Raw genomic sequence first — 12,174 nt, forward strand, 5'->3', positions numbered from 1 at the left:
GCTACCCCTACTCGTGGGTAGCGCTCCCGCGAGAGCACGAACACACGGCCCGTCGGCGCGGCAATCCAATACAGTGATCTCCATGCTTGCCGAACAGGCCGCCGAGGCGATCGCCGAACGTACTGGAGTGCCGCGTCACCGGGTTGCGGTGGTGCTCGGCTCGGGCTGGCAGGAGGCCGCCGCGGAGATCGGTACGCCGGTCGCGTCGGTGCCGATGCCGGAATTGCCGGGGTTCGGCACGCCGAGCGCGCAGGGACATGGCGGCATGGTCCACTCGGTCACCGTCGGTGCCACCCCGGCGCTGCTGCTGATGGGCCGCCAGCACCTGTACGAGGGCTACCAGCCCGCCGATGTGGTGCATCCGGTCGCCGCGGCCATCGCTGCGGGCGCGGAGATCGTGCTGCTCACCAACGCCGCGGGCGGTATCCGCGAGGGGCTTCGGGTCGGCGAGCCGGTGCTGATCAACGATCACCTCAATCTCACCGGCCGCACCCCGCTCACCGGTGCCACCTTCGTCGACCTCGTCGATGCCTGGGATCCCGAATTGCGTGCCCTGGCAAAGGAAATCGACCCGAGCCTGACCGAAGGCGTGTACGCGGGCCTGACCGGACCGCAGTACGAGACCCCCGCCGAGATCCGGATGCTGCGCACCATGGGCGCCGACCTGGTCGGCATGTCGACGGTGCTCGAGGCCATCGCCTGTCGCTCGCTCGGCGCAAGGGTGCTCGGCATCTCGCTGGTCACCAACCTGGCCGCGGGCGTCACCGGCGGGCATCTGTCGCACGCCGAGGTGCTCGCCGAAGGTCACGCCGCCGCACCGCGATTGGGCAAGCTGCTGCGCGGCGTGCTGGAACGGGTGTAGATGCTGCGCTTCGGCACCGCCGGTCTGCGTGGACCGCTGCGGGACGGTCCGGACGGCATGAACGTGACGACCGTGACCAGGGCCACCGCGGGCATCGTCGAATGGCTGCGCGGGCGGTGCCTCGGCGGCGGCGCGGTGATCGTCGGCCGCGACGCGCGGCACGGGTCCGCCGAATTCGCCACCGCGACGGCGGAAATCTTTGCCGCGGCGGGCTTTCCGGTGACGCTGCTGCCACGGCCGCTGCCGACGCCGGTGGTCGCGTTCGCGGTCCGTGAGCTCGGCGCGGTCGCTGGTGTGCAGATCACCGCCTCGCACAATCCGGCCGCCGACAACGGCTACAAGGTCTACCTCGACGGCGGCTCGCAGTTGCTCGCCCCCGCGGACACCGAGATCGAGCGCTGCATCGACGCGGTCAGCGAACCCGTCGCGCGCACGCCGGTCACCCCGGTCGGCGACGAGCTGGTGCAGCGCTATCTGAACCGGGTGTCATCGCTGCCCTCGGTGATCGGCGGCACCGGTGCCCGTGCCGCGATCCGGATCGCGCTGACGCCGCTGCACGGCGTCGGCGGCGACCTGGTCGTAAAAGCGCTTGCCGCAGCGGGATTCACCGATGTGCACGTGGTCGAGGAGCAGTTCGAGCCCGACCCCGATTTCCCCACCGTCGCGTTCCCCAACCCGGAGGAGCCCGGCGCGACCGATCTACTGCTCGCCCTTGCCGGGCGCGTCGGCGCGGACGTTGCGATCGCCCTCGACCCCGACGCCGATCGCTGTGCCGTGGGAATTCCGTTGCCGGACAACACCTGGCGGATGCTGCGCGGCGACGAGACCGGCGTGCTACTCGGCGACTGCGTGCTGCGCACCGCACCGCGGGACGCGCTGGTGGCCACCACCATCGTGTCGTCGCGGCTGCTTGCCAAACTCGCGCCCGCGCGCGGGGCCCGCTACGCCGAAACCCTCACCGGTTTCAAATGGCTGGCCCGCGCCGGCGAGGGCCTGGCCTACGCCTACGAGGAGGCGATCGGCCACTGCGTCGACCCGGCGACGGTCCGCGACAAGGACGGCATCTCGGCCGCGGTACTTGCCTGTGATCTGGTCGCCCGCCTGAAGTCGGCGGGCCGCACGCTGACCGATCAACTCGACGGGTACGCGGTCGAATTCGGCCTGCACAGCACCGATCAGGTGTCGCTGCGGCTGGATTCGGCGGCGGCCGCCGCGGCCGTGGTCGCCCGGTTGCGCGCGAACCCGCCGGACGAGATCGCGGGCGAGCCGGTGAAATACAGCGACCTGCTCCAGGTGCGCGGCCGGATGCGTACCGACGCCCTCGTTTTCGAGGGCGCCACGTCGCGCGTCGTGGTCCGCCCGTCGGGCACCGAGCCGAAACTCAAGTGCTACCTCGAGGTACTGACGCCGGTCGCGGCCGACGCCGACCTACCGGCCGCCAAGACAACCGCGAGACAACACCTTTCCGCATTACGCGAGTACTGCCAGGGGCTCTGAGCAGGTCACCCGAGTCGGGGTCAGCGTGGGCCGAACTGGCGGTCGCCCGCGTCGCCGAGGCCGGGAACGATGTAGGCGTGCTCGTTCAGGCCCGCGTCGACGGCGGCCGTCACCAGGCGCACCGGATGACCTGAATCAGCCAGTGCCGCAACGCCTTCCGGGGCAGCGACGACGCATACCGCGGTGATGTCGGTGGCGCCGCGGGCGACGAGGAGTTCGAGGGTGTGCCGCATCGAGCCGCCGGTGGCCAGCATCGGATCCAGCACGTAGACCGGGAGACCGGCCAGGTCGGCGGGCAGCGATTCCATGTACGGCACCGGCTGGTGAGTTTCCTCGTCGCGGGCGATGCCGACGAAGCCGATCCTGGCGTCGGGGATCAGCTCGGCGGCCACGTCGACCATGCCGAGGCCAGCCCGCAGCACCGGCACGAGCAGCGGCGGTTGCGCGAGTCGCGCACCCTCGGTGACGGCCACCGGCGTGGTGATCTCGAAGCGCCGCACCGGTGCCGCACGCAGCGCCTCGTAGATGAGGATCCTGGTGAGATCGCGCAGCGCCGCGCGGAAAGCGGAATTGTCGGTTCGCTCGTCTCGCATCGTGGTCAACAGGGCGGCGGCGAGCGGATGGTCCACGGTGTGAGTACGCATGAGGGAACGATAAAGTGACCAGCGGACCCACCGCCGAAGCTCCACCCGAAAGTTTTTTCGCATCGGTGGGAACCGAACGGGAAGAGGGCGCGTCGAAGCAAGTGAATGACGTACTCTGCCTGGGAACAACAGATGGGGGAAGCTCTGATGCGGAAGATGTCGGCGGACACCGAGGGCATCGCAGCCTACGGCGCGACCGCCCATGTGATGGCCGGGGAAATGGCTACGGCCGGGGCGAGCGCGGTCGCGGCCGAGCCAGCGCTGCTCGGTCCGATCATGGGGTTGATCGGCGGGGATTTCATGGCCGCGTATGCCGCCGCGCACGCGGGACACGTCGCCTCGATCGGCCAGCTGTCGGCGGTGCTCACCAGCATGGGTGGCGCGGCAACCGGCGCGGCGACGGTGCTCACCGAGACCGACCTGAACCACGCGGGATCGCTGCGGAGCGTGGCCACCGAACTGGACGGGTGAGCCTGTGATCGATATCAACGCACTGGCCAAACCGATATTCGACCTGCTCGCCAGCTTCGGCTCCGGCGTGCTGCCGACCGGCGGCCCATCCGACGCGCTGCGCAACACGTCGAGCGTCGTCGACCAGATCCACCAGATGGGTCGCGACAGCATCAACGGCATGAACAGCGCGTGGGACGGCCAGGCCGCCGACGCCGCCACCGCCAAGGCGTTGAAGGTGCAGACCTCCGCCGCCACCATCTCCGACCGTGGCAACGACATGGCAACCGTGGTGAACCAGGCCGCCGCCGAGGTCGAATCGGGTCAGAAGGACCTCACCGGCATCGCCCAGTCGTTCGTGAACACCGCGGCGAGCGCGGGCCCGGCACTGGCGACGCCCGCGGGACTGACGATGATCGTCGGCTCCGCGATCGACCACCTCGGCCAGGCGCTCAACGTGGTCGGCCGGGTGCAGAACGAGCTCACCACGCACACCGCCTCGATGACCGACCTCACCCCGCCGCCGTCGACTCCGTCGCTGGCCGGGACGCCCGCCGTCACCACCGCCGGTGTGCAGCAGTTGGCGTCGACCGCGACCAGTGCGTTCAGCGGTGCCGGTTCGATGGCGAGCAGCCTGATGAGCACCGCGATGTCCGCGATCCCATCCGCGACGACGTCGATGCCGAAATCCACCTCGGGCACCCCGAGCTCGCCGGGCAGCCCCAAGCCGAACACCGGCTCATCGGGCATGCCGAGCGACGGCAAAGGCGTGAAGATCACACTGCCCGACGGCAGCGTCGTCGAGGCACCGAACGAGAAGGCGGCGACCGCGGTCCGCTCGGCGATCGGCGCGGTCGGCACCCCGTACGTGTGGGGCGGCAACACGCCCGGCGCCGGGCTGGACTGCAGCGGCCTGACCAAATACGCCTACGGCGAGGCGGGCATGGATCTGCCACGACTGGCCGCCGATCAGGCCATCGGCACCTCGGTCTCCCCCGGCGACCTCATGCCCGGCGACCTGGCAGTGTGGGACGGCCATGTCGCGATGGTGATCGGCAACGGAGAATTCGTCGAGGCCGGTGACCCGGTCCAGATCAGCTCAATTCGAACGGAGAACTCAGGGATGGGCTTCCACGGCTTCTATAGGCCGACCGCATGACCGGCCCGCAGCAACCGACGGTTCCCAACGTCACGGTCGCGGGCAGCACGAACCGATCGGGCACCATCTCGGTGCGCGCCACCGATCAGGGCATGCCGGTGGAAATCAAGTTCGAGCGCAGCGAATACCGTTACGGCGCACAGAGTCTCGCGAACGAGATCCTGCGGCTCACCAAGCGCTCCACCGTCGCCGCGAAGGCGCGCCGCCGCGAGCTGCTCGCCGAGGCGGGCATGCCCGCCGACATCCTGGACCGACTCGGCCTGCCGACCCGCCAGGCGGCGGTGGACGAGCTCGACCGGATCGACGACGCGGACACGGGACCGACGACCTGGATGAGGCCGGTATGAGCGCGGAGATGGACGCTCTCGTCGCGAACGCGACGCAGAAGCTGGAAGCACTCGAGGCCGCGCTCTACGGCCTCAAGCAGGTCCGTGGGCGCCACACCACCGAGGACGGCACGGTCACCGTCGAGGTCGACAGCGACGGCGCGCTCGTCGGTTTGAGCCTCGCGGAAACGGTCACCTCGCTGCCACCCGCCGAGGTCGGACAGCTGATCGTGTGGGCGTGCAGGCAGGCCGCCGAGGACGCGGGCAACCAGCGCTCGAAGGTCGTTGCGACACTGAACGAGTCATTCGTTCCTGCGGCGAACGACGCCAAAGGAACCGTTGGGGGCGGGCCGGATAGTGCCTGACGCGGAAGGTCGATAGGCTTCCGCTCATGGCTTCTGGAGACATCGTCCCGATCGAGCTCGGCCTGACCGACGGCGATCTCGTCACCCTGTGGGCACCGCGCTGGCGAGACGGTGACGACGAGTGGGAGGCGTTCCTCGGACACGAGGACTCCCTCTACGGTTTCGAGACCGTTGCGGAGCTGGCCGCGTTCATCCGGACCAACTCCGACAACGACCTCGTCGAGCATCCGGCATGGAAGGTCGTCGCCGGGCTGTCGGCGGTCGAACTGGAGCCGGAGGAGAACTTCTCCTTCGATCTGGTCGCCGTGCCCGAGCTGGCCGCCGGTGAACCCGAGGTGGACACCATCGCCGAGCTCGAGGACACCCTCAGCATGGTGCGCAACATCGGCGAGGTGTGCGAGCTGGAGACGGTGACCAAGTTCTTCGGGTCGCATCCGGTGCTCGGCGCGCTGCCCGGCGGCGTGAACGCCTTCATCGGTCGCGACGGCGAAGAACTCTGGGACCAGATCGGCGCCGCCATCGCCAAGGGCTGGGACAGCGTCCTCGACGCCATCGACTCCGTCGTGAGCACGCCCGACGTCGACGCGGAAGCCGTCGCCGTCGCCGAGGCCGAGCTGCTGGCCGCCGAGGAAAACGTGGTCGACGCCGACGACGCCGCGGACAACGAGGAAGACGAATTCGAACCCGTCGACCTCGACGCGGACGACGAGGACGAAGAGGAAGACGAAGAGGACGACTCGTTCTGGCACGAGGTCGGCATCGACCCGGTCAAGATCATCGCCTCCGACGGCACCTACTTCACGCTGCGCTGCTACCTCGACGACGAGCCGATCTTCCTCGGCTCCGACAACACCATCACGGTGTTCACCTCCGAGCGCGCCCTGGCCAGGTACCTGGCCGACGATCACGAACACGACCTCTCCCGGGTGAGCACCTTCGCCGACGTGCAAACGGCCGCGGTGGACGGTTCGCTCGAGGTCGAGGTCACCGACGAGAACGTCTACGTGCTGCCCGGCCTCGCCGACGACCTCTCCGAAGGACCGGAAGCCGTCGACATCGAACAACTCGACCTGGCGGTCGAACTGTTCACCGACGCCTCCGACTACGCGGGCGACGACACCGTGGAACAGGCACTGGCCCAATCCAACCCGCTCGGCTGGTACGTCTCCTACCTGCTCAACCCGGACCCGAACCGGATGGCCCCCAACCCGCCGTTCACCGCGGAAGCCCAGTCCTGGCGAGACCTGGAACGCAACTTCGAGGCTCGCCTCAACCAGCAGTAGGGATCAGCTGACGAACTGGGTCCGCGCAGCTTCACTTCAAGCGGATCCAGATCTGCTCGGCACGACCTAGCAGGCGGTCGTCGGATCCGTAGACGGCGGTGGACGAGAAGGATTTCCGGCCTTGTTCGCCGTGGTTCTCGCCGACGACCACGCACTGCTCGCCGACCTCGGGGAGGGCGTGCACGGCGGCCGTCATGGAGCCTAGGAGGGCGGGCCGGTCGAACATGTTGGGCAGCGACCAGCCGCCTGGGCAGTCCATCGCGGCCCACAGGACGGCGTGGCCGAGCGGGACCGACTCGTCCGGGATCCACGGTGCGGCAACACGTCCGTCGCCGACGGTGCCCGCCTCGATGCGCAGCCCGTCGGTGCGGCCGCTGCCGCAGACGAAGCAGGACGCGAACATCTCGTTGCTCTGGTAGGAGCTCGCCGCGGCGGCCGCGGTCGCGAACGGCACGGATCGCGGTGCGTCCCGGTCGAATTCGCCGACACGAGATTCCGCGACCAAGGTGTCGCCGTCGTACAGGCGGCCCGCCCGCACCTCGAGCGGTGTGTCCAGCGGCGTCGGACTGCGCAGAATCACCGTCACCGCCGCGTCCTCGTGCTGCTCGGCGAGCAGTCCGCCAACATAGCCGCCGTTACCGGAATTGGGCGGCCCGTTGAACCGACTGGAAATCCGCAATGTCGCCATACTCAGCCACGCTAGCGAATCAGTATCCGGGCGCTCTCGCCCCGCCCAGCCGACGGGGAACTGGTGGCGACATGGGCACCACCAGTTCCCATCGACAACTCGCCGGGTGAGTTATCCGAGCAGCACCGCGTAGCCGGGCTTGATGATGTTGTCGATGATGCGCAGCCGCTCCGGGAACGGGATGAACGCCGACTTCATCGCGTTGATGGTGAAGCGCTCCAGATCGCTCCAGCCGTAGCCGAACGTGTCGGCGAGCTTGAGCATTTCCTGGCTCATGCTGGTGTCACTCATCAGCCGGTTGTCGGTGTTGACCGTGACGCGGAAGCGCAGCCGGGCCAGCAGATCGAACGGGTGCTTGTCCAGCGAGGGCACCGCGCCGGTCTGCACATTCGACGACGGACAGAGTTCGAGCGGAATACGCATGTCGCGAACGTAATTCGCGACGAGCCCGAGGCGCGCGTCCTCGATCGCGCCAGGCACGCTGATGTCGTCGGTGATCCGCACGCCGTGGCCGAGCCGATCGCAGCCGCAGAAGGCGAGTGCCTCGTGGATCGACGGCAGGCCGAACGCCTCGCCCGCGTGGATCGTGAAGTGCGCGCTGTTGGCTCGCATGTATTCGAACGCGTCCAGGTGCCTACTCGGCGGGTACCCGGCCTCGGCGCCCGCGATGTCGAAGCCGCCGACGCCACGATCACGGAAGCGGACGGTCAGCTCGGCGATCTCCCGCGAGCGGGCCGCGTGCCGCATCGCGGTGAGCAGGCAGGTGACCACGATCGGACGTCCGGCCTCGGCGGCCGCGGCCTCTCCCTCGCGGAATCCCGCAAGGGTGTGCTCGACGACCTCGTCGAGCGTCAGTCCGCGTTCCAGGTGCTGTTCGGGGGCGAATCGCACCTCGGCGTACACCACGCCGTCGGCGGACAGGTCCTCCGCGCATTCGCGGGCCACCCGGCGCAGGCCCTCCGGCGTCTGCATGACGGCGACGGTGTGCGCGAAGGTTTCCAGATACAGTTCCAGCGATCCACTGTCGGCCGCGTCCCGGAACCAGGCGGCCAGCGCCGCCTCGTCGGTGGCGGGTAGGTCCTCGTAGCCGCACTCAGCGGCCAACTCCAGCACCGTCGCGGGCCGTAGACCACCGTCGAGGTGGTCGTGCAGCAGCGCTTTTGGCGCCTGTCGGATCGAGGCAAGGGTCAATGCGGTCGGTCCAGTCATGTAACGACGGTAGCCGCAGCACGCCCATCCGGCACCCGACTGCCGAAGTGGCAACCATCTCGTTGCCAAGCCAACCCGCCCCGTCCCACACCCTGACACCGACCAAGCCCCCCGAATACCCAACTGACCACCGGCAATACCAGACCTGTGCGCTGCAGCACACCCGCTACCGACTCAGCGACCAGCAGGTAATTCTGCGCACACCCACGCCGGTGCGCGTACATCGCTGTCCGCTGTCTCACATCAGGAGTCGAACGCCCGGCCGTCACGCACCACACACGTCACAGTCCGTCAGCGGACGAACCTTTGCGCCCCAAGCCAATTCACGCACGGTTCTGGCCCGATCGCCGCACATCGGCTGCCGGACGCAGCCCACGGCCGGTTACACGGCGCGTACATCCTGGCCTCCCGCGTACGGATTAGCTGGCGAACCTTTGCGCCCCAAACCAATTCGTGCGTAGCGGCACCTCGATCACGGCGGCCGCCACAGGTGCCGCGCGCGAGAGTTGTTCAGCCGCACTCGTTCGTTGCTCGAACTTCATGATCAACGGCACGTGGCTGTGACATTTCGCGAGAAAGGGTCACCGTAATGTGCCGTAGATCATGAGAAGCCGCTCAGCAGCGCTGCACAGCAAGGCAATTCGATTGCCGCACAAGTTGGTCAGGCCTCGATGCGGCCGAGTACCAGTGGGATGGCGGGCTTTTCGGCGGATGCACCTATGGCGAAGGCATCGAGCAGTGCGGCGCGGGCACCGGAGAACGCGTCCGGGGTGTCGGTGTGCAAGGTGAGCAGGGGTTGGCCTGTGGTGACGGAATCGCCTGGCTTGGCGTGCATTTCGATGCCGGCACCGGCCTGGACCGGGTCGCCCTGACGGGCCCGGCCCGCGCCGAGACGCCAGGCGGCGATGCCGACTCCCATGGCGTCGAGCCGGGTCAGCACACCGTCGCGCTCGGCCCGCACGATCTCGGTGTACTTCGCCACCGGCAGCGGTGCGTCCGGGTCGCCGCCCTGGGCGCGGACCATCGCGCGCCACTGGTCCATCGCGCGGCCGTCGGCGAGCACGTCGGCCGGGTCGATGTCGAGTCCCGCCAGCGCGACCATCTCACGGGCCAGGGTGACAGTGAGCTCGACGATGTCGGCGGGTCCACCGCCGGCAAGCACCTCGACCGACTCGGCGACCTCGAGTGCGTTGCCGGCGGTGCGGCCGAGCGGGGTGTCCATCGCGGTCAGCAGCGCCACCGTCCGCACCCCGGCATCGGTGCCCAATTCGACCATGGCCGTAGCCAATTCGCGGGCGCCGTCGAGTGTCTTCAGAAACGCGCCAGCCCCGACTTTCACATCGAGTACCAGCGCCGCGGTGCCCTCCGCGATCTTCTTGCTCATGATCGAGCTGGCGATCAGCGGGATGGATTCGACCGTGCCGGTGACGTCGCGCAGCGCGTAGAGCCGCTTGTCGGCCGGTGCGAGATCGGCGCCCGCCGCGCACACCACCGCGCCGATGGCCGGGTCGGCGAGGATCTCGCGCATGCGCGGCACCGACACGTCGGCCTGCCATCCCTGGATGGCCTCTAGCTTGTCCAGCGTGCCGCCGGTGTGCCCGAGTCCGCGCCCGGACAACTGCGGGACCGCGGCACCGCACGCGGCGACCAGCGGCGCAAGCGGCAGCGTGATCTTGTCCCCCACCCCGCCGGTCGAATGCTTGTCGACGGTCGGACGCGGCAGATCGGTGAAGTCGAGCCGACTACCCGACGCGATCATCGCGTCGGTCCATCGCGCCGTCTCCCGCCGCGTCATCCCGCGCCACACGATCGCCATCGCCAGCGCCGACATCTGCTCGTCGGCCACCGCCCCGCGGGTGAATCCATCGACCACCCAGTCGATCTGCGCGTCCGACAGCTCCCCGCCGTCCCGCTTGGTCGTGATGATCGAAACCGCGTCCAATGCCGTCACATTCGCCAGTCTGGCACGAGATCGAAGTCAAGTCTGGTTCTTGTCGGTGGGCTTCGATAGCCTCACCGCATCAAACGTTCGAGGGGCTAGGGGGCAGCAATGACATCCGCACACATCGACCGCCGGGTCAGCAACCTGGAGACACGAGTCACCGACATCGAGGACACCCACAGCGAGTCGCTCTACAAGCTCACCCGGGGCGATGCCCGCTGCCGGATCGAGACCGGTCGGCTGATCGACCACGCCGACAGCGTGAGCCGAGCTTTTACCCTGATCATGGAACGGCTAGGGATTCCGCCGATTCAGTTCCCGCCGGTCACCCGCGCCAGCGAAGCCGAGATCGACGCGGCCCTCGACGCCGACTTGTGAGGGGGCAGCAATGACATCCGCACATATCGACCACCGCGTTACCACCCTGGAGACACGAGTTACCGACATCGAAGACACCTACGGCGACGCCATCTATGACCTGAAGCGGGAGGTCACCGGGGTCAAGATCATCGGTGGTCAACTGATCGACGGCGTGAATGAGTTGGGACGAGGCATTGGCTTGATGATGGCGCAAATGAAGCTCCCGCCACTGAACTTCATCGAGCTGAAGATGCCGAGCGAGGCCGAGATCGACGCAGCGCTCGACGCGGACTGCTGAGGGCTGCGCCGCTCACAACTGCCCGGCGTCCAAGTCGTCCGGGCCGAAGGCGTCCGGCAGCAAGCTTCGTAGTGGGACGGGTCCGTCCTTGTGGTCGACCAGGAGGTCGGGCCCGCCGTGTTCGTAGAGCAGTTGTCGGCATCGCCCGCAGGGCAGCAGGATTTCGCCGCGGGAATCGGTGACCGAGATGGCGAGCAGGCGCCCGCCACCATCCGAATGCAAGTTACCGACGAGTACACATTCGGCGCACAGGCCCAAACCGTATGAGACATTTTCCACATTGCACCCGCGCACAATTCGGCCGTCGGTACTGAGCGCCGCCGCGCCGACCGGAAACCGCGAGTACGGCGCATAGGCATTACGCATGACTTGAATTGCGTTGTCGTGCAGGGATTTCCAGTCGATTTGCGACATCGGGAACCTCTTCTGGAACGAGCCGAACTCGGCCGCGCGAGGCCCTCGAAGGAACCCTTCACGGATCAAGAAAGGCAAACCTAACTCGCCAGACTGTAGCGCAACGCACGGCACGCCGAATTAGTTCCGGCAAACCTAGAGGATTAGAGTCCAGAACAGATCGGTTCAGGTTCCCGGCAGCGGGCCGCAGCGCAGCCACCTGGGCATTTGCGCCCAACGCAGCCGGCCTCGGATCAATGAACCGGGTCCATCAACGACGTTGGAGGCACCGCACTCTATGACCACGATAGAAGCTCCGGCCCAGCCGAAGCGGAAGACGCTGTACCGAGGCGACCCAGGGATGTGGTCTTGGGCGCTGCACCGGATCACCGGTGTCACCATCTTCTTCTTCCTCTTCGTGCACGTCTTGGATACCGCGCTGGTCCGGGTCAGCCCGGACACCTACAACCGGGCGATCGAGACCTACAAGAGCCCCATCGTCGCGCTGATGGAAATGGCTCTTGTCGTCTGCGTGCTGTTCCACGCGCTCAACGGCGTGCGGGTGATCCTGGTCGACTTCTGGGCCAAGGGCCCGAAGTACCAGCGCCTGATGCTGTGGATCATCCTCACGGTCTGGTTCCTGCTGGCGGCGCCCGCTATCGGCCGTCAGTTCTTCTACCTGTTCACGGAGCACTGAA

Annotated in this window: 15 protein-coding genes; 10 read left to right on the forward strand and 5 right to left on the reverse strand. The window is 67.8% G+C overall.

The features are described 5' to 3' along the window. The first annotated feature begins 82 nt into the window (after positions 1-82). Positions 83-862 (forward strand): purine-nucleoside phosphorylase, encoded by a 780-nt coding sequence (locus tag OG203_RS19580; RefSeq protein ID WP_405167083.1) that lies wholly within the window; start codon positions 83-85, stop codon positions 860-862. After that, a complete protein-coding gene (locus OG203_RS19585) occupies positions 863-2,359 on the forward strand; it encodes a phospho-sugar mutase (protein WP_405167084.1) in 1,497 nt (498 codons plus the stop codon). A gap of 20 nt (positions 2,360-2,379) precedes the next feature. Here OG203_RS19585 and upp read toward each other — a convergent pair whose 3' ends face one another. Further along, complete coding sequence (gene upp / locus OG203_RS19590) at positions 2,380-3,003, reverse strand: uracil phosphoribosyltransferase (protein ID WP_405167085.1); 624 nt, start codon at positions 3,001-3,003, stop codon at positions 2,380-2,382. A gap of 147 nt (positions 3,004-3,150) precedes the next feature. Here upp and OG203_RS19595 point away from each other — a divergent pair, with 147 nt between their 5' ends. The 5 genes from OG203_RS19595 to OG203_RS19615 are packed head-to-tail and all read left to right on the forward strand — an operon-like array spanning position 3,151 to position 6,586. Further along, complete coding sequence (locus OG203_RS19595; protein ID WP_405167086.1) at positions 3,151-3,474, forward strand: DUF2563 family protein; 324 nt, start codon at positions 3,151-3,153, stop codon at positions 3,472-3,474. A gap of 4 nt (positions 3,475-3,478) precedes the next feature. Then, positions 3,479-4,612, forward strand: coding sequence for a C40 family peptidase (locus tag OG203_RS19600; protein WP_405167087.1), 1,134 nt, complete (start codon positions 3,479-3,481; stop codon positions 4,610-4,612). Beyond that, the gene (locus tag OG203_RS19605; protein WP_405167088.1) at positions 4,609-4,959 is read left to right on the forward strand and encodes a hypothetical protein; all 351 of its coding nucleotides are present in this window, start codon (positions 4,609-4,611) and stop codon (positions 4,957-4,959) included. The genes OG203_RS19600 and OG203_RS19605 overlap by 4 nt, the downstream gene beginning before the upstream one ends. Further along, positions 4,956-5,303 (forward strand): YbaB/EbfC family nucleoid-associated protein, encoded by a 348-nt coding sequence (locus tag OG203_RS19610; protein ID WP_405167089.1) that lies wholly within the window; start codon positions 4,956-4,958, stop codon positions 5,301-5,303. The genes OG203_RS19605 and OG203_RS19610 overlap by 4 nt, the downstream gene beginning before the upstream one ends. A 26-nt stretch (positions 5,304-5,329) precedes the next feature. After that, positions 5,330-6,586: a primosomal protein gene (locus OG203_RS19615; RefSeq protein ID WP_405167090.1), complete on the forward strand. Its 1,257-nt coding sequence runs from the start codon at positions 5,330-5,332 to the stop codon at positions 6,584-6,586. 31 nt (positions 6,587-6,617) lie between these two features. Here the strand turns inward: OG203_RS19615 and OG203_RS19620 are convergent, their stop codons facing one another. The 3 genes from OG203_RS19620 to OG203_RS19630 all read right to left on the reverse strand — a co-directional run bounded on the left by OG203_RS19620 (position 6,618) and on the right by OG203_RS19630 (position 10,434). Next, the gene (locus OG203_RS19620) at positions 6,618-7,274 is read right to left on the reverse strand and encodes a hypothetical protein (protein ID WP_405167091.1); all 657 of its coding nucleotides are present in this window, start codon (positions 7,272-7,274) and stop codon (positions 6,618-6,620) included. Positions 7,275-7,385: 111 nt separating this feature from the next. Next, positions 7,386-8,483, reverse strand: coding sequence for an adenosine deaminase (locus tag OG203_RS19625; RefSeq protein WP_405167092.1), 1,098 nt, complete (start codon positions 8,481-8,483; stop codon positions 7,386-7,388). A 661-nt stretch (positions 8,484-9,144) separates the two neighbouring features. Then, positions 9,145-10,434 (reverse strand): thymidine phosphorylase, encoded by a 1,290-nt coding sequence (locus tag OG203_RS19630; protein ID WP_405167093.1) that lies wholly within the window; start codon positions 10,432-10,434, stop codon positions 9,145-9,147. Between the two features lie 99 nt (positions 10,435-10,533). Between OG203_RS19630 and OG203_RS19635 the strand changes: the two genes are divergently transcribed. Then, entirely contained in the window at positions 10,534-10,803 is a 270-nt protein-coding gene (locus tag OG203_RS19635) for a hypothetical protein (protein ID WP_405167094.1), read from the forward strand. A 10-nt stretch (positions 10,804-10,813) separates the two neighbouring features. Further along, a complete protein-coding gene (locus OG203_RS19640) occupies positions 10,814-11,083 on the forward strand; it encodes a hypothetical protein (RefSeq protein ID WP_405167095.1) in 270 nt (89 codons plus the stop codon). Positions 11,084-11,095: 12 nt separating this feature from the next. Here the strand turns inward: OG203_RS19640 and OG203_RS19645 are convergent, their stop codons facing one another. Next, positions 11,096-11,497, reverse strand: a complete 402-nt coding sequence (locus OG203_RS19645) for a cytidine deaminase (protein WP_405167096.1) — start codon at positions 11,495-11,497, stop codon at positions 11,096-11,098. 277 nt (positions 11,498-11,774) lie between these two features. Between OG203_RS19645 and sdhC the strand changes: the two genes are divergently transcribed. Further along, positions 11,775-12,173, forward strand: coding sequence for a succinate dehydrogenase, cytochrome b556 subunit (gene sdhC, locus OG203_RS19650; protein WP_405167097.1), 399 nt, complete (start codon positions 11,775-11,777; stop codon positions 12,171-12,173). Position 12,174: the final 1 nt, after the last annotated feature.

The sequence above is a fragment of the Nocardia sp. NBC_01499 genome (genome assembly GCF_045040275.1).
Taxonomy (GTDB): domain Bacteria; phylum Actinomycetota; class Actinomycetes; order Mycobacteriales; family Mycobacteriaceae; genus Nocardia.